Raw genomic sequence first — 1,206 nt, 5'->3', positions numbered from 1 at the left:
AGGTGCTGCGCACGCAGCTTGACGGGGACACGCCGCTCGCGGCGCTGCTCGGGCAGGTGAAGACGGCCGCACGCGGCGCGCAGGCGCACCAGGAACTGCCGTTCGACGTGCTGGTGGAGGCGCTGCAGCCGCAGCGCAGCCTGAGCCACACGCCGCTGTTCCAGGTGATGTTCAACCATCTGCGCGAGGACGGGCGTGCGCTGGAGGCGCTGCCCGGGGTGTCGGTGCAGTGGGCGTCGCTGGGGGCGGGGATGGCGCAATTCGAGCTGACGCTGACGACGGCGGAGGATGCGTGGGGCGGGCTGTCGGCGAGCCTGGCGTATGCGCGGGAGCTGTTCGATGCGGGGACGATGGCGCAGTTCGGGCGTCACTATGTGGCGGTGCTGGAGGCGTTGACGGGGGGGAATGTGCGCACGGTGGCGGAGGTTGGGCTGCTGTCGGCTGAAGAGACGGCTGCGCTTCTGGCGAAGGGCACGTGCAGCGAAGCGTATGAAGACGTGATGCCGGTGCATGAGCGGATCGCACGTGGGGCACAGGCGCATCCCGAACGCGTGGCCGTGGTGTACGGCGAGGCGCAGTTGCGCTATGGCGAACTCGATGCACAGGCGAACCGCCTTGCGCAGCGTCTTGTGAAGCTGGGCGTGGGACCGGAAGTGCGGGTGGGCATTGCCGTCGAACGGTCGGTTGAGATGGTGGTGGGCCTGCTGGCGATCCTGAAGGCGGGGGGCGCCTACGTGCCGCTGGACCCGGAATATCCGCGCGAGCGGCTGGCGTACATGCTGGAAGACAGTGGCGTGGCGCTGCTGCTGACGCAGTCGTGGGTGCGTGAGCGTCTGCCGGTGGCTGAAGGCGTGACGGTGCTGGAACTGGACACGGTGGACGTTTCAACTGAGCCCGTCGCAGCACCGCAGGTGCGTGTGCACGGCGAGAACCTGGCGTACGTGATCTACACGTCGGGTTCCACGGGCCGTCCCAAGGGTGCCGCGAACCGCCACAGCGCCCTGTCGAACCGCCTGGCCTGGATGCAGTCGGCCTACGCGCTGGACGAAACGGATGTGGTGCTGCAGAAGACGCCATTCAGCTTCGATGTGTCAGTGTGGGAGTTCTTCTGGCCGCTGATGACGGGCGCACGACTGGCGGTCGCCGAGCCGGGTGCGCATCGCGACCCGCAGCGCCTGGTGGAACTGATCTGCGAACAGCGCGTGA

The 1,206-nt window shown here is 68.2% G+C and carries 1 protein-coding gene; it reads left to right on the top strand.

Going from position 1 to position 1,206, the window contains the following annotated elements:
* Positions 1-1,206, top strand: a 1,206-nt coding sequence (locus BFE01S_RS29220) for an AMP-binding protein (protein ID WP_028228554.1), incomplete at both ends; no start/stop codon positions are given.

Origin of the sequence: Paraburkholderia ferrariae NBRC 106233 (assembly GCF_000685035.1) — a bacterium.
In the GTDB taxonomy this organism is placed as follows: domain Bacteria; phylum Pseudomonadota; class Gammaproteobacteria; order Burkholderiales; family Burkholderiaceae; genus Paraburkholderia; species Paraburkholderia ferrariae.
The sequence above is the reverse complement of the archived record's forward strand: the minus strand, read 5'-3'. Positions and strand labels throughout refer to the sequence as shown.